The 19,739-nt window shown below is 68.5% G+C and carries 20 protein-coding genes and 1 pseudogene; 12 read left to right on the top strand and 9 right to left on the bottom strand.

Features of this window, described 5'->3' with window-relative positions; genetic code table 11:
- Window positions 1-380 precede the first annotated feature (380 nt).
- The 4 genes and pseudogenes from aceE (at window position 381) to ASG63_RS16060 (ending at window position 6,988) form a co-directional block, all read left to right on the top strand.
- Complete coding sequence (gene aceE, locus ASG63_RS16075; RefSeq protein WP_200957555.1) at window positions 381-3,044, top strand: pyruvate dehydrogenase (acetyl-transferring), homodimeric type; 2,664 nt, start codon at window positions 381-383, stop codon at window positions 3,042-3,044.
- 99 nt (window positions 3,045-3,143) lie between these two features.
- Window positions 3,144-4,499 (top strand): annotated as a pseudogene (gene aceF / locus ASG63_RS16070) (dihydrolipoyllysine-residue acetyltransferase); the annotation flags it as partial.
- A 40-nt stretch (window positions 4,500-4,539) separates the two neighbouring features.
- The gene (gene lpdA / locus ASG63_RS16065) at window positions 4,540-6,399 is read left to right on the top strand and encodes a dihydrolipoyl dehydrogenase (protein ID WP_056218410.1); all 1,860 of its coding nucleotides are present in this window, start codon (window positions 4,540-4,542) and stop codon (window positions 6,397-6,399) included.
- 136 nt (window positions 6,400-6,535) lie between these two features.
- Window positions 6,536-6,988, top strand: coding sequence for a phasin family protein (locus ASG63_RS16060; RefSeq protein ID WP_056218407.1), 453 nt, complete (start codon window positions 6,536-6,538; stop codon window positions 6,986-6,988).
- 438 nt (window positions 6,989-7,426) lie between these two features.
- Here the strand turns inward: ASG63_RS16060 and ASG63_RS16055 are convergent, their stop codons facing one another.
- Window positions 7,427-7,999, bottom strand: a complete 573-nt coding sequence (locus ASG63_RS16055; RefSeq protein ID WP_056218404.1) for a L,D-transpeptidase family protein — start codon at window positions 7,997-7,999, stop codon at window positions 7,427-7,429.
- A gap of 345 nt (window positions 8,000-8,344) precedes the next feature.
- Here ASG63_RS16055 and ASG63_RS16050 point away from each other — a divergent pair, with 345 nt between their 5' ends.
- From ASG63_RS16050 to dapD, 5 genes are all read left to right on the top strand, one after another.
- Window positions 8,345-9,031, top strand: a complete 687-nt coding sequence (locus ASG63_RS16050; protein WP_056218401.1) for a response regulator transcription factor — start codon at window positions 8,345-8,347, stop codon at window positions 9,029-9,031.
- 164 nt (window positions 9,032-9,195) lie between these two features.
- On the top strand, window positions 9,196-9,654 hold the full coding sequence (locus ASG63_RS16045) for a cyclic nucleotide-binding domain-containing protein (RefSeq protein WP_056218397.1): 459 nt from the start codon (window positions 9,196-9,198) through the stop codon (window positions 9,652-9,654).
- Between the two features lie 311 nt (window positions 9,655-9,965).
- Window positions 9,966-10,280: a hypothetical protein gene (locus tag ASG63_RS16040; RefSeq protein ID WP_056218394.1), complete on the top strand. Its 315-nt coding sequence runs from the start codon at window positions 9,966-9,968 to the stop codon at window positions 10,278-10,280.
- A 272-nt stretch (window positions 10,281-10,552) separates the two neighbouring features.
- Window positions 10,553-10,954 (top strand): hypothetical protein, encoded by a 402-nt coding sequence (locus tag ASG63_RS16035; protein ID WP_156389744.1) that lies wholly within the window; start codon window positions 10,553-10,555, stop codon window positions 10,952-10,954.
- 133 nt (window positions 10,955-11,087) lie between these two features.
- Window positions 11,088-11,942, top strand: a complete 855-nt coding sequence (gene dapD, locus ASG63_RS16030) for a 2,3,4,5-tetrahydropyridine-2,6-dicarboxylate N-succinyltransferase (protein WP_056218385.1) — start codon at window positions 11,088-11,090, stop codon at window positions 11,940-11,942.
- A 595-nt stretch (window positions 11,943-12,537) separates the two neighbouring features.
- Here the strand turns inward: dapD and ASG63_RS25410 are convergent.
- Complete coding sequence (locus ASG63_RS25410) at window positions 12,538-13,197, bottom strand: hypothetical protein (protein WP_156394221.1); 660 nt, start codon at window positions 13,195-13,197, stop codon at window positions 12,538-12,540.
- Window positions 13,198-13,287: 90 nt separating this feature from the next.
- Here ASG63_RS25410 and ASG63_RS25405 point away from each other — a divergent pair, with 90 nt between their 5' ends.
- Complete coding sequence (locus tag ASG63_RS25405) at window positions 13,288-13,512, top strand: hypothetical protein (protein WP_156394220.1); 225 nt, start codon at window positions 13,288-13,290, stop codon at window positions 13,510-13,512.
- A 27-nt stretch (window positions 13,513-13,539) separates the two neighbouring features.
- Here the strand turns inward: ASG63_RS25405 and ASG63_RS16025 are convergent, their stop codons facing one another.
- Window positions 13,540-13,851 (bottom strand): transposase, encoded by a 312-nt coding sequence (locus tag ASG63_RS16025; protein WP_244479940.1) that lies wholly within the window; start codon window positions 13,849-13,851, stop codon window positions 13,540-13,542.
- A 214-nt stretch (window positions 13,852-14,065) separates the two neighbouring features.
- Between ASG63_RS16025 and ASG63_RS16020 the strand changes: the two genes are divergently transcribed.
- A complete protein-coding gene (locus tag ASG63_RS16020) occupies window positions 14,066-14,365 on the top strand; it encodes a DUF6471 domain-containing protein (protein WP_244479939.1) in 300 nt (99 codons plus the stop codon).
- On the opposite strand, the gene ASG63_RS25400 is transcribed toward ASG63_RS16020, so the two are convergent.
- Complete coding sequence (locus ASG63_RS25400) at window positions 14,358-15,149, bottom strand: hypothetical protein (protein ID WP_156394219.1); 792 nt, start codon at window positions 15,147-15,149, stop codon at window positions 14,358-14,360. The two genes, ASG63_RS16020 and ASG63_RS25400, sit on opposite strands and share 8 nt — an antisense overlap.
- Before the next feature lie 330 nt (window positions 15,150-15,479).
- Here ASG63_RS25400 and ASG63_RS16015 point away from each other — a divergent pair, with 330 nt between their 5' ends.
- Window positions 15,480-16,355 (top strand): alpha/beta fold hydrolase, encoded by an 876-nt coding sequence (locus tag ASG63_RS16015; protein WP_156389743.1) that lies wholly within the window; start codon window positions 15,480-15,482, stop codon window positions 16,353-16,355.
- 61 nt (window positions 16,356-16,416) lie between these two features.
- Here ASG63_RS16015 and ASG63_RS16010 read toward each other — a convergent pair whose 3' ends face one another.
- The 5 genes from ASG63_RS16010 to ASG63_RS15990 form a co-directional block, all read right to left on the bottom strand.
- Window positions 16,417-17,076 (bottom strand): NrsF family protein, encoded by a 660-nt coding sequence (locus ASG63_RS16010; RefSeq protein ID WP_056218382.1) that lies wholly within the window; start codon window positions 17,074-17,076, stop codon window positions 16,417-16,419.
- Window positions 17,069-17,677: an RNA polymerase sigma factor gene (locus ASG63_RS16005; RefSeq protein WP_056219407.1), complete on the bottom strand. Its 609-nt coding sequence runs from the start codon at window positions 17,675-17,677 to the stop codon at window positions 17,069-17,071. Before ASG63_RS16005 ends, ASG63_RS16010 begins: the two co-directional genes overlap by 8 nt.
- Window positions 17,678-17,916: 239 nt before the next feature.
- Window positions 17,917-18,699, bottom strand: coding sequence for a creatininase family protein (locus ASG63_RS16000; protein ID WP_056218379.1), 783 nt, complete (start codon window positions 18,697-18,699; stop codon window positions 17,917-17,919).
- 159 nt (window positions 18,700-18,858) lie between these two features.
- On the bottom strand, window positions 18,859-19,242 hold the full coding sequence (locus ASG63_RS15995; RefSeq protein WP_056218376.1) for a CsbD family protein: 384 nt from the start codon (window positions 19,240-19,242) through the stop codon (window positions 18,859-18,861).
- A 146-nt stretch (window positions 19,243-19,388) separates the two neighbouring features.
- A complete protein-coding gene (locus tag ASG63_RS15990; protein ID WP_055946396.1) occupies window positions 19,389-19,601 on the bottom strand; it encodes a CsbD family protein in 213 nt (70 codons plus the stop codon).
- Between the last annotated feature and the right edge of the window lie 138 nt (window positions 19,602-19,739).

The following is a 19,739-nucleotide window of genomic DNA, read 5'->3' as shown; positions in this document are numbered from 1 at the left end:
CGGTTCCGCCGAGACGGAACCGGCTCGTCGTCGTTTCGACTCGGCTTCGCCCCGCCGGGCGCTCCCCTGCGCGGGCGGATCGTCCGGTACCCGGACGGTCCCGGCCCTGCTGTCCGAGCGCTGCGTCGCCCCCTCGCGGGCCAACGCCGTCGGCCCCGGTCTGGAAAGCCAGACAAAAAAATTCAAACCCGTAACAAATATCGCAGACCAAAAACCTTCGGCTCAGGCGAAGCCGTTGCCAGACAACGCGAAAAGCGATTGGGTGGGGTTGGCACGAACGCTGCTGGCGAACGCACGCTGCCGACGCACGAACGCCGCTGAAGCGTGGCCAGCCAAAGGGCGGACGACGAGAGCCGCTGGAAAAATCTAAGGAGGATGCCATGGAGCGGAACCGCGACCTCGATCCCGTCGAGACGCAGGAATGGCTCGATTCGCTGGACGGCGTCCTCGACGTCGACGGGCCGGAGCGGGCCCACTACCTGATCGAGCAGGTGATCGACGGGGCCCGCAAGAAGGGCGCGCCCGTCCCGTATTCCGCCAACACCGCCTACCTGAATACGATCCTGCCCGAGAAGCAGGACCCGCATCCCGGCGACCGGGCGATCGAGCACCGCATCCGCTCGGCTATCCGCTGGAACGCCATCGCGATCATCCTGCGGGCGAACAAGGACTCGTCCGAGCTCGGCGGCCACATCGCCAGCTTCCAGTCGGCCGCGACCCTCTACGACACCGGCTTCATGCACTTCTGGCGGGCGGCCGACGCCAGCCACGGCGGCGACCTCATCTACGTGCAGGGCCATTCCTCGCCGGGCGTCTATGCCCGCGCCTTCCTGGAGGGCCGCCTCACCGAGGACCAGCTCCTCGGCTTCCGGCAGGAGGTCGGCGGCAAGGGCCTGTCGTCCTATCCCCATCCCTGGCTGATGCCGGATTTCTGGCAGTTCCCCACCGTCTCCATGGGCCTCGGCCCCCTGATGGCGATCTACCAGGCGCGCTTCCTGCGCTACCTGCACCACCGCAACCTCGCGCAGACGGACGGCCGCAAGGTCTGGGCCTTCATGGGCGACGGCGAGATGGACGAGCCGGAGAGCCTCGGCGCCATCGCGCTCGCGGCCCGGGAAAAGCTCGACAACCTCGTCTTCGTCATCAACTGCAACCTGCAGCGCCTCGACGGCCCGGTGCGCGGCAACGGCAAGATCGTCCAGGAGCTCGAGGCCGATTTCCGCGGCGCCGGCTGGAACGTCATCAAGGTGCTGTGGGGCTCGGGCTGGGACGCCCTGATCCAGCGCGACGGCACCGGCATGCTGGCGCGCCTGATGGAGGAATGCGTCGACGGCGAGTACCAGGACTTCAAGTCGAAGAACGGCGCCTACATCCGCGAGCACTTCTTCGGGCGCTACCCCGAGACCGCGGCCCTGGTGGCCGACATGAGCGACGACGACATCTGGCGCCTCACCCGCGGCGGCCACGACCCGCGCAAGGTCTTCGCCGCCTACAGCGCCGCCTCCAAGCACAAGGGCCAGCCGACCCTCATCCTCGCCAAGACGGTCAAGGGCTACGGCATGGGCGAGTCCGGCGAGGGCCAGAACATCACCCACCAGCAGAAGAAGATGGGCGAGGCGGTGCTGCGCCAGTTCCGCGACCGCTTCCAGATCGACCTGAGCGACGACCAGCTGAAGGAGATCCCCTTCATCAAGTTCCCCGAGGGCAGCCCCGAGCACCGCTACCTGATGGCGCGGCGGGAAGCCCTGGGCGGCCCGCTCCCGGCCCGGCGGCGCACCTCGCAGGCCCTGGAGATCCCGCCGCTCTCGGCCTTCTCGGCCCAGCTCAAGGAGACCGCGGGCCGCGAGATCTCCACCACCATGGCCTTCGTGCGCATCCTCAACACGCTGCTGCGCGACAAGAACATCGGCAACCGCATCGTGCCGATCGTGCCCGACGAGAGCCGCACCTTCGGCATGGAGGGCATGTTCCGCCAGTTCGGCATCTTCTCCCAGGTCGGCCAGCTCTACCGGCCGGAGGATGCCAACCAGCTCATGTACTACAAGGAGGACAAGAACGGTCAGATGCTCCAGGAGGGCATCAACGAGCCGGGGGCGATGTCGTCCTGGATCGCGGCCGCGACCTCCTACTCGCATTCCGACGCGCCGACGATCCCGTTCTACGTCTACTACTCGATGTTCGGCTTCCAGCGGGTCGGCGACCTCGCCTGGGCGGCGGGCGACATGCGGGCGCGGGGCTTCCTCATCGGCGGCACGGCGGGGCGCACCACCCTCAACGGCGAGGGCCTGCAGCACGAGGACGGCCACAGCCACCTGATCTCGTCCACCATCCCGAACTGCGTCTCCTACGACCCGACCTTCTCCTACGAGGTGGCGGTGATCGTGCAGGACGGCCTGCGCCGGATGTATGCCGAGCAGGAGGACGTGTTCTACTACATCACCGTGATGAACGAGAACTACGAGCACCCCGGCATGCCGGAGGGCGCGGAGGCCGACATCATCAAGGGCATGTACCTCTTCCGGGAGGGGCCCAAGGAGACGAAGCAGGGGCACCGGGTGCAGCTCCTGGGCTCGGGCACCATCCTGCGGGAGGTGATCGCCGCGGCCGAGCTGCTGGAGCGGGATTTCGGGATCGCGTCGGACATCTGGAGCTGCCCGAGCTTCACCGAGCTGCGCCGCGACGCCATGGCGGCGGAGCGCTGGAACCTCCTGCACCCGCTGGAGGGCAAGCGCCTCTCCCACGTGGAGACCTGCCTGACCGGCCGCACCGGCCCGGTCATCGCGGCCACCGACTACATGCGCCTGTTCGCCGACCAGATCCGCGCCTGGGTTCCGGGCCGCTACCGCGTGCTCGGCACCGACGGCTTCGGCCGCTCCGACTACCGGGCCCGCCTGCGCGACTTCTTCGAGGTCAACCGGCACTGGGTCGTGGTGGCGGCCCTGCACAGCCTGGCCGAGGACGGCGTGATCCCGGCCCAGACCGTGGCCGACGCCATCGCCAAGTACGGCATCGACACGGACCGACCGGCCCCCTGGACCGTCTGATTCCGGCGCCGGCCGCCCGCCCGCGGCCGGCGCCCCGACCCTTTCCGCCATCATCGACGATAAGCGACCGCACGAGGGGGCCCGCGAGAGGCCTCGACTCAGAGCCAGGGAGAACGCGCAGTGGGCATCGAGATCCAGATCCCGGACATCGGCGACTTCAAGGACATCCCGATCATCGAGATCCACGTGAAGGAGGGCGACACGATCGGGCCCGACGACCCGCTGGTCTCGCTGGAATCCGACAAGGCGACCATGGACGTGCCCTCGCCGAGCGCCGGCGTGGTGGAGCGGATCCTGGTCAAGCTCGGCGACACGGTGAGCGAAGGCTCGCCGCTCCTCGTGTTCAAGGGCGAGGGCGCCAAGGGTGATACGGCCGGCGCCGCGAAGGCCGCCGAGGCCCCGGCCGGCGCCGATGGCGCAGCCCTCGTGGCTAAGCAGGAGCCGGCCCCGACCCCAAGCCCGGCCCCAAGCCCGGCCCCGGCCGCCGCGCCTGCCCCGTCGCCCGCCCCGGCCGGCACCCTGCCCGACTTCTCCCAGGTCCATGCCAGCCCCGGCGTGCGGCGCCTCGCCCGCGAACTCGGCCTCGACCTGAGCGCGGTGAAGGGCACCGGCGAGAAGGGCCGGATCACCAAGGAGGACGTGAAGGGCCATCTCACCCGCTCGGCCGCCCCCTCGGCCGCCGGCACGGCGGCGTTCCAGGGCGGCGGCATGGGCATCCCGGAGATCCCGGCGGTGGACTTCGCCAAGTTCGGCCCGATCGAGACCCAACCCCTGTCGCGGATCAAGAAGATCTCCGGCGCGCACCTGCACCGGTCCTGGCTCAACGTGCCGCTCGTCACCCACCAGGACGAGTCGGACATCACCGAGACCGACGCCTACCGCAAGGAACTCGACAATGCCGGCAAGGAGCTCAAGGACAAGGGCTACCGCGTCACCCTGCTGGCCTTCCTGATCAAGGCCGCGGTCTCGGCGTTACGCAAGCATCCCGAGTTCAACGCCTCGCTGTCGCCTGAGAAGGACGCCCTGATCCTCAAGCGCTACTACAACATCGGCGTGGCGGTGGACACGCCGGACGGCCTCGTCGTCCCGGTCATCAAGGAGGCCGACCGCAAGGGCCTCGTCGAGATCAGCCGCGATCTCGGTGCGATCTCGGCCAAAGCCCGCGACGGCAAGCTCTCGGCGGCCGACATGCAGGGCGCCACCTTCTCGATCTCGAGCCTGGGCGGCATCGGCGGCACCGCCTTCACGCCGCTGGTCAACGCGCCGGAAGTCGCGATCCTGGGCGTCGCCCGCTCCAAGATGAGCCCGGTCTGGAACGGCACCGAGTTCGCGCCGCGCCTGATCGTGCCGCTCTCGCTCTCCTACGACCACCGCGTCATCGACGGGGCGCTCGCCGCGCGCTTCACCCGCCACCTCGCCCACGTCCTCGAGGACGTCCGGCGCCTCGTCGTCTGACGAAGGCCGGCCCACGCGACCCAACGAGCGAGGTGACCCGATGAGCAGCAACGACGTCCACCTGCCGGATATCGGCGACTTCAAGAACGTGCCCGTGATCGAGGTCAGCGTCGGCCCCGGCGCCGTGATCGCGGTCGACGACGTGATCATCGTGCTGGAATCCGACAAGGCCACCATGGACATCCCGTCCCCGGTGGCCGGCACGGTGGCCGAGGTGCGGATCAAGCCCGGCGACACGGTGAGCCAGGGCGACCTGATCCTGGTGATGGCCGAGGCCGCCGCCACTGGTGCGCCGAAGCCCACGGTGACCGACACCACCAAGGCGGGCGCGGGGGCGTCCGCAAACGGCGCGGGCGTCCCCGGCCACGCCCCGGGCGAGGGCCAGGCCGGCTACGGCTCCTCGGCCGCCGCCACCGGTGGGGCGGCGCCCGCCCCGGCCCCGACGGCGGCGGCCCCCGTCTCCGGCGAGGCGATGCGGGCCCAGGTGCTCGTCATCGGGGCTGGGCCGGGCGGCTACACCGCCGCCTTCCGGGCGGCCGATCTCGGGCAGTCGGTGGTGCTGGTCGAGCGCTGGCCGAGCCTCGGCGGCGTCTGCCTCAACGTGGGCTGCATCCCCTCGAAGGCCCTGCTGCACGCGGCCAAGGTCATCGACGAGAGCCACGCCATGGCGGCGCACGGCATCTCCTTCACCGCGCCGCAGATCGACATCGACAAGCTGCGCGAATGGAAGGACGGGGTGGTCAAGCGTCTCACCGGCGGCCTCTCGGGCCTCGCCAAGCAGCGCAAGGTCACGGTGGTGACGGGCGAGGCCCGCTTCGTCTCACCTCATCAGGTCGCGGTGGAGCACGAGGGCCGGACCCGCGTGATCGGCTTCGACCACGCCATCATCGCGGCCGGCTCCGAGCCCGTGCGGATGCCCTTCATCCCGCACGACGACCCGCGCGTCCTCGACTCGACGGGGGCGCTGGAGCTCGACGGGGTGCCGGCCCGCCTCCTCGTGATCGGCGGCGGCATCATCGGGCTGGAGATGGCCACCGTCTACCACGCGCTGGGCTCGAAGGTGACCATCGTCGAGCTGATGGACCAGATCATCCCGGGTGCGGACAAGGACATGGTCACGCCGCTGATGAAGCGGATCGCGAAGCAGTACGAGGCGATCCACCTCAAGGCCAAGGTCACCGCCGTGGAGGCGACCCCGGCGGGGCTGAAGGTCTCGTTCGAGGGCGGCACGGCCCCGGCCAGCGACACCTTCGACAAGGTGCTGGTCTCGGTGGGGCGGCGCCCCAACGGCCATCGCATCGGCGCGGAGGCGGCGGGCGTCGCCGTCGACGCCCGCGGCTTCATCGCCGTCGACAAGCAGATGCGCACCAACGTGCCCCACATCTTCGCCATCGGCGACGTGGTCGGCCAGCCGATGCTGGCCCACAAGGCGACGCACGAGGGCAGGGTCGCGGCCGAGGTCGCCGCCGGCAAGTCCAGCGCCTTCGACGCCAAGGTGATCCCCTCGGTGGCCTACACGGACCCCGAGGTGGCCTGGGTCGGCATGACCGAAAACGAGGCCAAGGCGAAGGGCATCAAGGTCGGCAAGGGCGTGTTCCCCTGGGCCGCCTCCGGGCGCTCCCTGGCCCTGGGGCGCGAGGAGGGCCTGACCAAGGTCCTGTTCGACCCCGAGACGGACCGCATCCTCGGCTGCGGCATCGTCGGCCCGTCGGCCGGCGACCTCATCGCGGAGGCGGCCCTCGCCATCGAGATGGGGGCGGATGCCGAGGATATCGGCCTGACCATCCATCCGCACCCGACCCTGTCGGAGACGATCGGCTTGGCGGCGGAGGCCTTCGAGGGCACCATCACGGACCTCTACATGCCCCGGAAGGACGGGCCGAAAAAGGCCGGTCACTGAGGCCGGGCGTTCGCGCCGCGGCTTCGGGATCGGCAGCGCCTTCGGGACGGGCGCCGCATCGGGAAGACAGGACCGCGCCACGACCGGCGCGGTCCGCGCGGAGCCCGTCCCGGCTCCGGCTTCGGGAGACCCGCGGATGTCATCGAACGAGCCCGAGACCACACCCGATTCCCGCCCCGCGCCCGGCCCGGCACTCGAGACAGACCCGGCCCTCCGGCGCGCCGAGGCCGCCCGCGATGCCGTCACGGAGGCCCTGGAAGACCATCTGGATCGCCTGGCCACCTTGGGTCGGGCGGCCCGCACCGACCTCGACGCCGACCTTCAGGCCGCTGGCCGGCTGGTGGCCCGCACCACCCACCGGCAGCTCGCCGCCAACCTCGCCCTGGTGGAGGGCCTGATGGCCGCGCGGACCCTGTCCGCGATGCTCCAGCTCCAGCAGGATTTCCTGCGCCGGCAAATGGACTGGGCCCTGGGCGATTGGGAGCGGATGCGGGCCCAGGCCCTCGACCTGCTCAAGGAGGGCCGCCAGGGAGCGGAGGAGCCGGATGCCGGCCCGCCCGTCTCCGGTGCGGGCCGACGCTCGTCCTGAATCCAGGACGAGACGCCGGACCACGAGATCGCGGTGGTGCAGGCCTTTCCACCGCCGGCGTTTCTGGATTGCACGCCTCCGGCGCTCCGGAACGACGGCGCGGGGAAGGCCGCCTACGTTGGGAATGCCCGATCGGGTCCCCGGAACAACCGGGCCGGGACGAGCAGGAAAAGCCGGCTACACGCTTACTGAGCCGGCAATTTTTCTTGGGGTCTGCCGAGCCGGCCGCCTTTCGGCAGGGGGCGTTCACGCCCGTCCCACGCCGCCTCGGCCCCGCAGGAGGAGAGAGGCGGATACGAGGATCGCCAGCCTGGCCCCGGTCGCCGGGGCAATCGGGGGGAATCGGCGAGCCTCGCCGCCCTGCGGGCCCGCGCGGCGTTCGAACGAGGCCCAGAACCGCCCTCCCGAAGGGATCCAGCGGATTTGGCCTGAACCCGGTCAGCCGATCCGCATCCGGGTGCCCGGGCCGACCCGGCGCAGGAGGCGGACGAGGTCGGCCCGGCGCAGGGCGACGCAGCCCTCGGTGGGCAGGAAGCCGCCCCGCGCCACGTGCAGGAAGATCGCCGAGCCGCGGCCGGGCCGGATCGGACCGCGATTGTGGTCGAGGTCGACCACGAGGTCGTAGAGCCCGTCCTCCCGCCACATCCGCTCGTGCCCGACCCCCGGCGCGGGCAGGCGGATCGGCCGGTTGTAGCGCCGGTCGCGGGCGTCGTCGCACCAGCCGTCGCCGGGGGCGCTCGGGCGCAGGGGGAGGGGGCTCGCCGGCCGGCTCGCGAAGTGGTCCGGCCGGTAGACCCCGCCGCGCAGGCGGACCGTGCCCCGGGGCGAGGCGCCGTCGCCCTCGCGCTTCACCTGCACGATCCCGCTCCGCCCGAGGGCGCAGGGGATGATGGCGGCGCCCGCGAGGAGCTGGCCCCGGCTCCGGTCCGTCACCAGGGCGCGGACGCGCAGGCGGGGGAGGGTGGTGGGCGTCGGGGGACGCTGCCGCGTCGAGGTCGGGGTCCGCTTCATGGGGCGCTTATCGCGCGGGCCCGCGCGGCTGCCAAATCCGCCCGGCCCCATCCGGCCGCACCCCGCGCGGAACGGCGACGGGACCAATTGGCTGCTACATCCGCTGAAACTTTTCTTGGGGCTTCACCGTTTCCGCAGTGTTAGGCTGCGCACAACCGTATTGTGCGCAGCCCGGATTGTTGGTTTAATGACCCCGGTGTGATTTCCTGACGGCAAGACGATGCCCGCGTGTCATCATCGTGCCTCGGGATCGCGGCGTCACCGTCGATCCTGTCTCTCACCGCCCGCCCGCGGACCCGAACACCGCTGGCGGATCCTGCAAACTGCCTGAAAGTCCTTCGGTCGATGCCGAATACCCATCGCCTGCTGATCTGCGACGACGATGCCTCGCTGCGCGAGACGCTGATGGAGCAGCTCGATCTCTACGACGAATTCACCGTGCTGACCGCCCTGGACGGACAGAGCGCGATCACCCGCGTCACGGAGGATCGGATCGACCTGGCGGTGATGGATGTCGGCCTGCCCGACATGGACGGGCGCGAGGCCGTGCGGGCCATGCGCCGCGGCGGCTATCGCGGCCCCGTCATCATGCTGACGGCGCAGGATTCCGAGGACGACACCGTCGAGGGCCTGGAGGCGGGCGCCAACGACTACGTCACCAAGCCCTTCAAGTTCGCCGTCCTGCTGGCGCGCATCCGCGCCCACCTGCGCAGCCACGAGGCCAGCGAGGACGCGGTGTTCCAGATCGGCCCCTACACCTTCCGGCCCGGCGCCAAGCTCCTGGTGGGCGAGCGCGGCTCGAAGCTGAAGCTCACCGAGAAGGAGACCGCGATCCTGCGCTTCCTCTACCGGGCCGGGCGCGAGGTGGTCGGCCGCGACACGCTGCTGGCCGAGGTCTGGGGCTACAACGCCCAGGTCACCACCCACACCCTCGAGACGCACATCTACCGCCTGCGCCAGAAGATCGAGCCGAACCCGGCGCTCGCCGCGATCCTCGTCACCGAGGGCGGCGGCTACAAGCTGCTGCCGTAGGGGAGCGTCCGGCGATCCCGGCCCCCGCACGGGGGAGCGCACGGGGGCGTCGACCTCCGGCGGCGACGCGTCCGGGCCTGCCTCGACGCGGCGTCCCCGCCGTTTCGCCCGCCGGCCGGTTCGGCTAAGCTCCCCCGACAGCGCGGCCAAGGACGGGACGGCAGGTGGGGCTCGACGACGACATCGCGATTCTGAGCGCCGCGCCGCTGTTCGGCTTCCTGGGCCGGGATGCCCTGCGCCTGCTCTCTTTCGCCGCCGAGCGCCGCAGCCTCGCGGCGGGCGAGCGCCTGTTCGCGCGCGGGGAGCGCGGCGACGGCGGCTTCGTGGTGATGTCGGGCACCCTGACGCTGACCCCGCGGGGGGACCGTGCGTCCCCCGTCACGGTCGGGCGCTCCAGCCTGATCGGGCGCCTGGCCCTGTTCCAGCGCGGCGAGCGTCCCTGCGACGCCGACGCGGCGAGCCCCGCCGAGGTGGTCCGCATCACCCCGACCCTGATGCGCCGGGTGCTGGAGGAGTTTCCCGACGCCGCCCGCGCGATCCACAGCGAACTGCGCGCCGACCTCGCCGCGTTCGCGGGCGACCTCGTCCGCCTCGGCGACCGGTTCGACCGCATCGCGCCGTAGCCGCCTGCATCCGGTCGCGCCCCCCGTCCAGGGCGGCCCACGGCTTTCGCCCCCGATCCGGTGACGGAGCCGGCGCGGGGCCCTCGTCACCGCCGCCGCAGGTCCGCGGACCCTCGCGGTCGCGATGCGCCGGCGGGGCACCCGTGGCGCGGGCCGTCGAGGGATCTTCGATTTCCACAGGCTATAGGCCTAGTCGAGTCCGGACAAAGACACTAAGTCCGACTCGGCCCCAGGCTCCTGATCGGTCCGACGGGATGGAAGGAGCCTGTCGCGTCATCGGTGATCATCGATCAGATTGAGGATACACTGTCATGAACGGCGTCAAAATGGTCCTGGCCGGATGTCTCGTCAGTGGTTCGGCGTGGCTCGTGGTGCCCGCGCAGGCTCAGGAGAGCCTGCGGACGGCGATCGTCGCGCAACACGCCGCCCATAGCGCGAATGTTCGCGCCATTCAGTCTCGCAGAGACGTGCATGCCGCGAACGTTGCTGCGCTCCACGGTGATTTCGGTGCGGCGCGGGTGTTCTCGCACGCCGCCGCCGTCCGGCAGGCGCAATCCGACGGAGACGCCCGGTTCGCGGATCGCGCCGATCGGGCCGCGCGCATCCAGCGCTTCTACGGGGAGTGAACGACGGTCGCCCCCGGCTCGGTCGCCCGCGACCCCCTCGGGGGCGGTCCGAGCCGGGGCCTCGCCCCGGAGCGAGACCGACCGTTGTGAGGGTCGAACCGCCTCGCGGAAACCCTTTGTGATGGAATCGGGCGCATGCTCGGCCGGACGTGACATCCGGCGCCCGTGACTCCCCGGTTCGGGCTCACGGGCACGGGCCCCGTGCGCCTCCGGGCCCGGGTCGTCGCCCGGCGGAGGGGCATGCGATGGCGGAGCGCCAGGAGGATCAACCGATGAGCCGGAGGACGCAGACGGCGGCCGTCGCCTTCTTCGCCCTGGCGGTCATGGGCGCGGGCTACCTGATCTACGAGCAGTCGACCCGCCTGCTGGTCTGCTACGAGACCAACGCCACCCTGCCCGACGAGGCCTATGTCGACATCATGATCCGCGACATCGTCAGGAACGGCGATCACGGCGGACGGGCCTATGCCAACCGGCTCGACTATCTCGGGGACAAGACCGAGTGCTGCACCATCGAGCGGGTGCCCAGCGCCATCGCCGAGGGGCGCCCGGGCCGGCGCGAGGTCGCCGTCTCGGCCAAGTACTACAACACCGCCATGAGGGACTACTTCCTCATCGAGCGCCGCTACGACGCCTGCGGCCATGCCAGCGCCAAGCCCATGACGACCGGCTGAGCCCAGCCGGCTCAGCCCGTCCGGATGGGACGGCCGCCCGGGCCGCCCCACGGACCGCAGCCGCGAAGGTGACAGGCCGGACGGGCTTTTGTAAGCACGGGGCCCGTCCCGATCCGTTGCCGGAACCTGCCCCATGTCGCACCCCGCGTCCCCCACCGACCTCGCCGCCACCATCGAGACCGCCTGGGAGGAGCGCGCCGGCATCGACACCGGCACCAAGGGCGCCGTGCGCGAGGCCGTCGACGCGGCCCTCGACCTCCTGGATTCCGGCAAGGCCCGGGTCGCCGAGAAGGTCGGCGACGACTGGCAGGTCAACCAGTGGCTCAAGAAGGCGGTGCTGCTCTCCTTCCGCCTCAACGACATGGAGATCATCCATGGCGGCCCCGACGGCGCGACCTGGTGGGACAAGGTGCCCTCGAAGTTCGAGGGCTGGAAGAAGAAGCAGTTTCGCGAGGCCGGCTTCCGGGCCGTGCCCGGCTGCGTCGTGCGCCGCGGCTCCTACATCGCCCCCGGCGCCGTGCTGATGCCGAGCTTCATCAACCTCGGCGCCCATGTGGGCGAGGGCACCATGGTCGACACCTGGGTCACCATCGGCTCCTGCGCCCAGGTGGGGAAGAACTGCCACATCTCCGGCGGCGCCGGCATCGCGGGCGTGCTCGAGCCGCTCCAGGCCAACCCGGTCATCATCGAGGACAACTGCTTCATCGGCGCCCGCGCCGAGGTGGCCGAGGGCGTGATCGTCGGCGAGGGCAGCGTGCTCTCCATGGGCGTCTACATCGGCGCCTCGACCAAGATCATCGACCGGACCACCGGCGAGGTGATGTACGGCCGCGTGCCGCCCTACTCGGTGGTGGTCTCCGGCACCACGCCGGGCAAGGACCTGCCCGACGGCAGCCCCGGCCCGGGCCTGTACTGCGCGGTGATCGTCAAGCGCGTCGATGCCGGCACCCGCGCCAAGACCGCCATCAACGAACTCCTGCGCACCTGATCTGAGGGCGCGTCGCCGGGGGGCGTGATGCCGTTCCGCGCGACGCCCCTTACGGGGTCGCCGGGGCGCTTGATCGGGATCCACGGCTCATGGAGCAAATGCCCCAAAAGCGCGGTACATCAGGGCTTACGGCATCGCCTATGAGGGCAGAATAGATGGTCAAAGCCCCATCGATGGATTGCTCGTAAGCGCAACGAGCTGCGCGAGCGAACGACGACGTGCGCGAGTGCATGGCGATCCTCGCTCGTCCATCAGCCTAGAGGCCCTGGACAGGGTTTCGGGAGCCGTGCGGGTTCCCAAGAGGAGCTTGAGGGCTCCACGCCCGGCGCGCACCATAGCTCGTTCCATCCGACGGGCTATGGGACGACCTCTTGGCCGAGCCACGCAAGGCAGGGGAGCCTCTGACGGCCCGCCAGTTGGCGCTTCTCGTCTGCCAAACCAAGGCGAAGAATGGGTGGAACTGGCGTTCGCTGGCCGATTTCACACGCCACATCGCCTGCGCGCTCAGAAATCAGAAAGATGAGCGCGAGCCAGATGGTGGGAGGGGAGCGGACGCAGGCGGGGCAGGTTTGGCGGTTGCCAATTGGATGATGCGTTACGCGAGGCGCGCATTCTTTGGTGCTGGAATTGCCGGCCACAAATCTGAGATAGTGGCGCCCGCGGCCATCATATTGCTGAACCGTCTCTTTGAGTTGCCCGGTGCCGGATGCACAGTCCCACTGTAGGCGCAGACAGAGATGCACAGCGCCTTGTCAGACTCACAGCCATTATTGATAGGCGCGTCTTCGAGATATCCGTAAGACAATGCACTAAGATATAGTGCTTCTTCGGTTGAGGCACTCTTTCCTTTGCTATAAAGCAGAAACATGGCGCCGATTTTTGCAACGTTGTTTCTGTTTGTATTTTTTAAAATCAAATCAGGTGCATATCGAACGTCGAGCCCATTCATATTGATTGATACCTTCCCAGCCAATGCCTCCATGTCACATGCAGGGATAGCTAGCTGGTCACAGATATCGCGGAATGCCTCAACGTAACCCGCATTGTGTTCGTTCACTTCAGCTTCAAAATCCGTGTCCGCAATTTTGCGACGTATGCGAGCGGCCTCGGCTGTTAGAGCGTCGCTGTCGCCTGCGCCTTGGCGCATCCAATGCCCGATTGAGGCGCGAGCTTCCTTGTGCTGCACCAGACGAGCGAGTGGGCGGAACTTACACTTCTGGATGACAGTTCGTTTCGCCACATCGCTTGCAGCCATGTATTCTGCTAGGTCTTGCGCTCTCATGGAGGGCTTTGCCTGGAGCCGGTGAGTGGGTGATTCGGGCATTTTTGCGCTGGGGGGCTGGAGATGGACGCATTTTATTTCAGCGCGGATATTGAGGAAAATGCAACCCTTTGTATAGCGCCTTTAACTCGACGCACCGCAGAAGCTGTTGGGCAAAGTTGGGAGCAATGCGGAGGATATTTCTTGTTTCGACGATTGAAGGGTAATTTAGATAATATAGAGATAATCGCCCATTTAGAGTCAGAAGTTGCCGCTATAGATCTAGCGGAACTTCTTAAATTATCTTGATTTCTATATCGATTTTCCAAGTATCGCCTATGCCTCGTGACGCTGCCAGTAGCCTTTCCAAGCCCGTCTGACAGGCGAAGCCATGGTTAGGCCGATCGTGGGCGTGGAAGCCTTGCCATTCGGCAGGCTACGGTGGTCCTCCTTCCAAGCGGCATCGGCAGCGTATTGCTGAAGGTAGCGGGCCGTGACGAAGCGATGCTGACCGGTCACCATGCGACGCAGGCAGGCAAAGAAACTCTCGGCTCGGTTCGTGTTCGCGCCGTGCGCTCGGTAGGCGAGCGAGTGATTGATGCGGCCAGCGTCGAGGAACTTGGCCTTAAGTTCGTCCCAGTGGTGCATCTCATTGGCATAAACCTGTGAGCCGTGGGCGACGTGCTGGCAGGGCACACGGGATCGCCATTCATCAGAGACAAGCGAAGGCGCTTGAAGGTCTGGATGCTTGGTCCTCGCCACCCTTGAAAATCGCGTTGAGCAAGAGGGTTCGAGCGGCTGAGGAGAGGATGAAGTGAGAAGCCATCGCCTTGCGTGCTTATGCATCACATATGGTGGCGTCATGGGCCGCTGGCTTACGAAGTTCGTATCGCTGATGATGGCGTTCATCATTAGACAGAATGCGAGTGCCATGACCGAAGGCGTTGAGGAGCATTGGGATACGCGCGTGAAGGCGATCCTGAAAGCTGAGTTGAAACGGAAGGGTGTGACCTATGCGCAGCTTGTCGAGAAGTTGGCGGCTGTCGGCGTCAAAGAGACCGAACCCAACATTCGCACCAAGCTAGCGCGTGGGAAGTCTGCGGCCATCTTTACGATACAGGTTATGTCTGCGATAGGAGCTAAACAGATAAATATCACTTAGCACCCGCCGAGGTGATGTAGTTCCTGTTTTGATTTGGGCACTGTACGAATTTGTTGAATGATTTTGAGTAAGAGGCGCAATATCTCGTCACCCTCCTCTGTTCTGAGGAAAGCAAAGAGTCGTCTTTATAATAAATTACCACTAGTACGTACAGGTACATAGACCCACTTGTCGGACCATTATAGTAGTCCAAGCTATTTGCTGGCTTGTTCTCGTCGGTTACGGCAGTGATTGCCATTCCAATGTAGTGATTCGGTGTAATTTCAGTTGAGTTTATGGCTTGTCTAGATTCTTCCATTGCATCTTTTTCGATATCTCGCATTCTTTGAGAGTCACTGTCTTCGACTGGTCCGTGGCTTGATATGCGCAATAACAGGCGCCCAGATACGAGGTAGGCTGGTATCGCACCAGCGTTTGTTATGTTAACTTGATACGTGTAGAGACCGTCAGAAGCTATTGGCTCAATGTCGCCGATTTGCAGGCGAGATGATGGTCTTAATGCCAGTCCACCTTTAGAAACCAAATCATTGTATTTGGCGTCCGTATCAAGACGAGTTTGATGCTCGTCGCGCCATGCGAGGAACCCGATCCAAAAAACGGCAATGACAACAATTGCTACCTTCCCCAGCCGGAAAAGTAGATCCCAATAGGGACCACTAAACCTTTTGACGCGCTCAAGCATGATGAGCACGCCTCCGATAAGGGCGGAGGGCAGTACGACGCCGGCAATGGCTTGGTACTTTTCGAAAAGCAGCCAGAGATAGGTGTAGAGTTCGCCGAGCATGGCTTGACGATACCACTGAGGCGCTGGGAGTCACTAAATGAAGTCGATAGCGGATCGGCCTCGCGGGTTCTGTGCGAGCCATGGTCCCATTTCCGAAAATGGGCCGTCTGGAACCGCACTACCTGCGATGGCCTACGCCATCCTATTCGGTGCATTTGCCCCATAAGGCTGGAAATCCGATCGAAGCCGCTTTCGGGGCGTCGCCGGGTCGCTTAACCAAAAATCGAGCGAAGCCCCTTCGGGGCGGCGCTCGGTCGCGTGCCGGTGCGGCCGGCCCTGCCCCATCTGGTGGCGGTGACATCGGCCCGGATGCGAGGGAGAGGCGTAACGATGATCGACCCGGCCCATTCCGCCCGCAGCTTCGCGCTGACCTTCGCCGGGCGTCGCGTGCCGACGCCCTACGACGTCGTCGGCAGCGGCCCCGAGGCCCTGCTGCTGCCGGCCCTGTCCTCAATCTCGGCCCGGGTCGAGATGCGGCCCCTGGCTAAGGACCTCGGCCATGCCTATCGCTGCCTCGTGCCGGACTGGCCGGGCTTCGGCGACCATGTCCGCGCCCGGGTGCCGATGAATCCGGAGACGATGCACGCCTTCCTCGACGCCCTGCTGGCGGCGGCCCCCGGGCCCTACGCCCTCGGGGTCGGGGCCGGCCACGCCGCCGGCTACCTCGTGGCCGCCGCCCGGCGCCATCCCGGGGCCTTCGCGCGCCTCGTCCTCGTCGCCCCGACCTGGCGGGGGCCCCTGCCGACCGCCCTGGGACCGGAGCGCCGGGGCCTGTTCGCCGGCCTGCGCAGGGCCGTCGAGTTGCCGCTCCTGGGCGACGCCCTCTACCGCATCAACATCAGCCGCCCCGTCATCGGCCGGATGATGCGCGCCCACGTCTATGCCGACCCCGACCACGTCACGCCCGGGGTCATCGCCGACAAGCACGCCATCACCCGCCAGAACGGCGGGCGCTTCGGCACCGCCGCCTTCGTCACCGGCGGCCTCGACCCGTTCGCGAATCGCCGGGACTTCCTCGACCTGTTCGAGGCCCCCGGCCTGCCGCCGGTCCTGGTCCTGCGGCCGGAGCGGGCGCCGCGCCGCTCCGGCGCCGAGATGGACGCGCTGATCGCCACCGGCCGGGTCGCCCGGGCCTCGGTGCCGGGGGCGCTCAGCCCGCACGAGGAATATCCGGGCGAGGTCGCGGCCGCGATCCGCGCCGGCTGAGCGGCGCGGGGCGAAACCCCCGCGACCTAGACACGACCCCGCCGGTATACCGGCGCGTCCCTCAGCCCCGCCGCAGCAGGCGTCCCCCGGCCAGCCCGTTGGCCCCGATCACCAGGCCGACCACGAGCGCGTGCAGGGCGAGGTCCGTCGCGGTGGCGTCGTGCGGATGGAACGGCACCAGGAGCGCCGCCGCGGCCGCCGCCGCCGAGAGCCCCGCCAGCGCCGCCGTGAGGTTGGGGCGCAGGGGACAGGCCCGCCGCAGCATCCAGACGAGGACCAGCGACAACGGAAGCGAGACGGCGAGCAGGAAGGCGACGCACCCCCCGGTCTGGTGCATGTCGGCGGGGTCGGCCCCGGGGACCGCCCAGTCGCGCAGGCAGCCGGCGCCGCTGGCCCCGATCCAGAATGCGGCCGGCGCCAGGGGCAGGAGCGCCCAGGCGGAGGCGCGCCCCGGCACGCTGGTCTGGAACGCGGCGACCGCCGCCGCGACGGCGGTCAGCACCGCGCCGAGGGCGGCGTAGCGCAGATCGGCCACCGCCATGCGGATGCGCAGGGCCTCGAGATCGGCGAAGGGCATCAGGGCGAGCCCCAGCCCGACGGCGGCCGCGCACCAGGCGAGCGCCCGAAAGGCCGGCCCGGGCAGGCGCCGGACGGGCCGAAGACCGCCGGCGAGGCTGTCCATCAGGCGGTCATGCGAAGACGTGCGGGCCGTGTCAGACATCGTGGGTTCCTCGCTCGCCCGGCCGGGACGCGGCCTCGTCCCGGTCCGCGGAACCCGATCCCAGCGTCCGTCGCAGGGCCTTCAAGGCCCGGTGCAGGTTGACCTTCAGGGCACCCTTGGTGCGCCCCGTCAGGGCGGCCGTCTCCTCCAGGCTGCGCTCCTGAAGGGCGAGATGCTCCACGGCCTGGCGCTGGCCATCCGGCAGGGCGGCGACGGCCCGGGCCAGGACCCGCTCCCGGTCGCGCGCCTCCAGGTGGTGGCCCGGCGCCGGCCCGCGATCGACCTCCGCCTCGTAGGCGATGGGGTCGTGGACTTCCCGCGGGCGGCGACTCGCCCGGCGCATCCCGTCGATGGCCCGGCGCCGGGTGATGGCGCGCAGCCAGGGCAGGAAGGGCCGGGCCGGATCGTAGGTCGCCCGCGCCCGGTGGATCGTCAGCAGCACGTCCTGCACCACATCGTCCACCGCCTCCGCCCGGACCCCCTGCGCCCGCGCCAGTCCGGCGATCACCGGAAGGCAGTCGCGCAAGAGGCGGCGATAGGCCTCCGCGTCGCCCGCCTGGGCGGCCGCCATATCGCACGCCAGAGCCTCATCCCGGCTCATGCGCTCGGTGCGCCCGCTGGCCGCCGCGGCGGGCCGGGCGACCGTCGCCCAGCCGAAGGGGTCGCAGGCCTGCGGGGTCGGCCGATCGTGTCCGGCCGGGACGGCACAGGCCATCGGGGGTGCTCCATGATCCGAGAGGTCGACATCCGGGAGGTCGGCTCTCTCGCATCAGGCTTGTTCGCGCCGGGCTTCCCGGAGGTTACGGAGCGCATGGGACCGACGTCACGATCGTCGCCCTCTCACTCGGCCAAGCGGAAGCGGTCGACGTCGCGCAGCAGCTCGAGGAAGGCGCGGGCGCCGTGGTCGAGGGCACGATCCCCGGCTTCCGCGGTACCGAGGCGGGCGTCGCCGATGGCGCCGGCCGGGTTGAGATCTTCCGCCCGCCAGGCGAAGGCGGCGGGACGGCCCGCGCGCAGATGGGTGAAGGTCCGCTCCATCGCCAGCGTGCGCGGCGTGAAATCCGCGATCTCCGACCGCCGCACCAGATCCGGCCGCAGGGCCAGCATCAGGGCGGTCTCGATACCGCCGCCATGGATGCCGTGACGGATCTCCGCCTCGGGGAACAGCCCGTCGGGATAACCGAACCGACTCCAGGCGGTGGTCACCGCCACCATGGCGTGGCGCCCGCGCAGATCCCCCGCCACGAGATCGATCAGGCCGCTATTGCCACCATGCGAGGTCACGATGACGAGCTTGCCGCAGCCGCCGCGGCGGACGGCATCGCCGATCCCGGTCCAAGCCTGCAGGGCCGTCGCGGTGGTCAGCGACAGGGTCCCGGGAAAACTCTCGTGCTCGTCCGACTTGCCGACGACCTGGACCGGCAGGAGCAGGACGTCGAGATCTTGGGCCGGCAACGTCATGAGACGCGCGAGATAGCCCTCGGCGATGATCGCGTCGGTGGCCAGCGGCAGGTGCGGGCCGTGCTGCTCGATGGCGGCGACGGGCAGCACCGCGATCGTGCAACCCATGTCGCGATCCCGGATCTCGTCCGTCGTCAACTCGGCCCATTGGCGTATCGGCATCGCCGCTCTCCTCGGGCGAAGCGATCGAGACGCCGCGCGCCATTCTGCGTGCCACGGAAACCATGCCTCATCCAAGAGGGGTTGCCGCACCGTCGAACGCGAAGTGGGCCGGGGCGCGTAAACGCCCCGGCCCCCCCTCTCAGGCGATGAATCGATGATTCAGCGGGTGCGGCGCAGGAGCCAGCCGGCGCCGAAGGCGGCCGCGGCCACGAGGAGGAGGGTGGCACCCTTGTTCTCGTCGGCCCGGCGGGCAACGGCGCGGCCGCGTCGCACGGCCTCGTTCTGATAGAGCCGGCCGCGGTCCTGGAGGGCGCCCGCGATGGCCCGGCCCCTGTGGCGGGCCTCGTCGACACGGTGGGCTCCGTCGCGTTGCAGGTCATCGGCGGCATGACGGGCCCGGCCATAGGCAGACTGGACGGCACCGGCCGCCTGGTCGTAGGCGCCCTCGGCCTGCGGACGGACCCGTCCGGTCACGGCACCGAGGGCCGAGCGCCCGCGGCCCTGGATGTTCCGGATTCCACCCTCGATCTGGTCGCGGTTCATCTTGAAGATCCTTCTCGTCTCGGCCCTTGTCAGAACACCCGAACGCGCGCGGGCACTCCGGCCAGGACTGTTTCGATGATGCTGTAGATCGGCCCGACGGCGCGATGCCTCGGCCCGTCAGGGACCGAGGCGAAGGGACGATCCGCTCAGATCTTCTTGACGGCGTCGGCGGCGCTCTGGGCCGCGCCCTTGATGCCGTCCTTGGCATCGCCGACGGTCTTCTGGGCTTCGCCCTTCAGTTCCTGAGCCTTGCCCTCGGCCTGCAGCTTTTCATTACCGGTGGCCGAACCGATGCCTTGCTTGATGTTGCCGACGGCCTCGTTGGCGAGACCCTTGATCTTGTCCGTCGTGCTGCTCATCAAACGCTCCGTAAAGTTGGTTCCAGGCTGAACGTCCGGTCGCAGGATGCCACCCGGCGTCGTCGGCAAGCGTAACGGTGCCTGCTCCCGTTGGTTCCATATCCGACAGTTTCCCGCCTGGCCTGAGCCTGTCCACTG

The organism is Methylobacterium sp. Leaf94 (assembly GCF_001426045.1).
In the GTDB taxonomy this organism is placed as follows: Bacteria; Pseudomonadota; Alphaproteobacteria; order Rhizobiales; family Beijerinckiaceae; genus Methylobacterium.
The sequence above is the reverse complement of the archived record's forward strand: the minus strand, read 5'-3'. Positions and strand labels throughout refer to the sequence as shown.

Excerpts from the sequence above, each read along its gene's own strand:
- aceE (WP_200957555.1), top strand. The coding sequence starts at position 381 with ATGGAGCGGAACCGCGACCTCGATCCCGTCGAGACGCAGGAATGGCTC.
- lpdA (WP_056218410.1), top strand. The coding sequence starts at position 4,540 with ATGAGCAGCAACGACGTCCACCTGCCGGATATCGGCGACTTCAAGAAC.
- ASG63_RS16060 (WP_056218407.1), top strand. The coding sequence starts at position 6,536 with ATGTCATCGAACGAGCCCGAGACCACACCCGATTCCCGCCCCGCGCCC.
- ASG63_RS16055 (WP_056218404.1), bottom strand. The coding sequence starts at position 7,999 with ATGAAGCGGACCCCGACCTCGACGCGGCAGCGTCCCCCGACGCCCACC.
- ASG63_RS16050 (WP_056218401.1), top strand. The coding sequence starts at position 8,345 with ATGCCGAATACCCATCGCCTGCTGATCTGCGACGACGATGCCTCGCTG.
- ASG63_RS16040 (WP_056218394.1), top strand. The coding sequence starts at position 9,966 with ATGAACGGCGTCAAAATGGTCCTGGCCGGATGTCTCGTCAGTGGTTCG.
- ASG63_RS16035 (WP_156389744.1), top strand. The coding sequence starts at position 10,553 with ATGAGCCGGAGGACGCAGACGGCGGCCGTCGCCTTCTTCGCCCTGGCG.
- dapD (WP_056218385.1), top strand. The coding sequence starts at position 11,088 with ATGTCGCACCCCGCGTCCCCCACCGACCTCGCCGCCACCATCGAGACC.
- ASG63_RS25410 (WP_156394221.1), bottom strand. The coding sequence starts at position 13,197 with ATGGCTGCAAGCGATGTGGCGAAACGAACTGTCATCCAGAAGTGTAAG.
- ASG63_RS25405 (WP_156394220.1), top strand. The coding sequence starts at position 13,288 with ATGGACGCATTTTATTTCAGCGCGGATATTGAGGAAAATGCAACCCTT.
- ASG63_RS16025 (WP_244479940.1), bottom strand. The coding sequence starts at position 13,851 with ATGCACCACTGGGACGAACTTAAGGCCAAGTTCCTCGACGCTGGCCGC.
- ASG63_RS16020 (WP_244479939.1), top strand. The coding sequence starts at position 14,066 with ATGGGCCGCTGGCTTACGAAGTTCGTATCGCTGATGATGGCGTTCATC.
- ASG63_RS25400 (WP_156394219.1), bottom strand. The coding sequence starts at position 15,149 with ATGCTCGGCGAACTCTACACCTATCTCTGGCTGCTTTTCGAAAAGTAC.
- ASG63_RS16015 (WP_156389743.1), top strand. The coding sequence starts at position 15,480 with ATGATCGACCCGGCCCATTCCGCCCGCAGCTTCGCGCTGACCTTCGCC.
- ASG63_RS16010 (WP_056218382.1), bottom strand. The coding sequence starts at position 17,076 with ATGTCTGACACGGCCCGCACGTCTTCGCATGACCGCCTGATGGACAGC.
- ASG63_RS16005 (WP_056219407.1), bottom strand. The coding sequence starts at position 17,677 with ATGAGCCGGGATGAGGCTCTGGCGTGCGATATGGCGGCCGCCCAGGCG.
- ASG63_RS16000 (WP_056218379.1), bottom strand. The coding sequence starts at position 18,699 with ATGCCGATACGCCAATGGGCCGAGTTGACGACGGACGAGATCCGGGAT.
- ASG63_RS15995 (WP_056218376.1), bottom strand. The coding sequence starts at position 19,242 with ATGAACCGCGACCAGATCGAGGGTGGAATCCGGAACATCCAGGGCCGC.
- ASG63_RS15990 (WP_055946396.1), bottom strand. The coding sequence starts at position 19,601 with ATGAGCAGCACGACGGACAAGATCAAGGGTCTCGCCAACGAGGCCGTC.